Source organism: Allobosea sp. (assembly GCF_048595345.1).
Lineage (GTDB): Bacteria > Pseudomonadota > Alphaproteobacteria > Rhizobiales > Beijerinckiaceae > Allobosea.
This window is the reverse complement of sequence record NZ_JBMDWH010000060.1, coordinates 1-1,696: the sequence shown is the minus strand read 5'-3', so window position 1 is coordinate 1,696 and position 1,696 is coordinate 1. Positions and strand designations below refer to the sequence as shown.

The following is a 1,696-nucleotide window of genomic DNA, read 5'->3' as shown; positions in this document are numbered from 1 at the left end:
CTCGGCATGTCGCTCGCTGCCCTCGACAATCGTGAAACCGCTTGCGCCACGCTGCGCGAGGTGAACAAGCGCTATCCGGACGCGTCCAAGGCCGTGAAAAGCAAGGTCTCTTCCGAGCAGAGCCGGCTGTCCTGCTGATTGCGGGGCGTGTAAAGGTCGTGGCCCGCGCGGACGATAGCGTCATCGAGGCAGCCGACCGCCTTCTCAAAAGTTTCAAGCGCCCCGCGACCCTGCTGGTCGCCGTTTCCGGCGGCAGCGATTCGCTGGGGCTCCTCCTCTCGCTCGCGGAGCTTTGCGCAACCGGGGATTATCCGGGCATCCGGCTTTGTGCCTGCACCGTCGACCATGATCTGCGCCCCGGCTCTGCCGAAGAGGCGCAATGGGTCGCCCAAATCTGCGCGCGTCTTGGCGTGCCGCACGTCACCCGCCGCTGGAGCGATCCGAAGCCTCAGGCCGGCCTGCAGGCCGCCGCCCGCGCCAGCCGCTACGCGCTGCTCGTCGATGCCGCAGGCGAGACGGGCGCCGATGCCATCCTGTCTGCCCACACCCTGGATGACCAACGCGAGACCGTCGCCATGCGCGCCGCCCGGTCAAAGGAGGGGATCGGGCTTTCCGGCATGGCGGACGGCGTGCTGTTGGAGGGGGCCATCTGGCTGCTTCGGCCGTTCCTCGGCATCGGCCGTGCCGAAATCCGCTCGTTCCTTGGAGAGCGCGAACAGGGCTGGATCGATGATCCCAGCAACAGCAATCCGAAATTCGAGCGGGTACGCGTAAGGTTCGACGATGACGCTCGGCTTTCCGCCACCGCGCCGGGCCAGCGGTTTTGCCTTGCAGTGCGCGGGGCAGATTTCCTGCGCGACCATGTGCAGGCCACGGAGGAGACCTTCACGCTCTCGCCGCACGGCGTTCGCGCGGCGCTGGGCGATCCGGCTGCGTGGCGGGCGCTTCTGCTGCTGGCCGCGACGGCGGGCGGGCGTCCCCATATCATCGAGGCGCGTGCGGCCGGCCGGCTGCGTGCTTTCCTTGCCAGCGACACGCTGTCGCGGCTGACGGCCGGCCGCGTGGTGTTCGATCGCCGTCGCGACGGTCTTCATCTCTATCGCGAATGCCGTGACGTTCCCGTGTCGACCGTTCCGGCGGCAAGCGTCGCGCTCTGGGATGGCCGTTATCGGCTTGCCAATCACACGCACCGCGCCATTGTCGTCACGGCCTCCGGGGAGGGGGCCGGGCAGGGGATGCATGGTCCGGCCTTGCGGGCGGCAAGTGCCGCGCCACGCCTCATTTTCGAGGATGGCGCGCGCGTGCCTGACGGCGCCGTACCTCTGGAGCGGGTGATTGCGCCTTACACGCATTTCCTCCCGCGGTTCGACTTGCCGTTGGCGCAGACGCTGGCGGCGCTGTGTGGCCAGCTGCCGTTTCCCGCGCCGCCCAACGAATGAAGGCCCTGCGTCGCGCGTCGTACAGGAATGCAGCGATGCGGGCGCAAGGCAAGGCAGCCGCTATCGCGCGCTTGTTGACGATAGTTCGATAAATGCCCGCTTGCGGTGCTCTTTGCGTTGGCAAGGCGGCGTCGCGACCCTATGTTAGAGACCAGAGAAGCGGCCGGGACAGCCCGGCCGGGAAAGTACCCGGACCATTCGATGAATCCCAATTTCCGAAACTTCGCCCTCTGGGCGATCATCGCCCTCCTGCTGAT

The 1,696-nt window shown here is 67.3% G+C and carries 1 protein-coding gene and 1 pseudogene; both read left to right on the top strand.

Going from position 1 to position 1,696, the window contains the following annotated elements; all coding sequences use genetic code 11:
* Positions 1–138, top strand: a pseudogene (locus ACOJTB_RS06850) (tol-pal system protein YbgF); the annotation flags it as partial.
* 20 nt (positions 139–158) lie between these two features.
* Positions 159–1,439 carry a tRNA lysidine(34) synthetase TilS gene (tilS, locus tag ACOJTB_RS06845; RefSeq protein WP_420101778.1) on the top strand — a complete coding sequence of 427 codons (1,281 nt, stop codon included), beginning with the start codon at positions 159–161 and terminating at the stop codon, positions 1,437–1,439.
* Positions 1,440–1,696 lie beyond the last annotated feature (257 nt).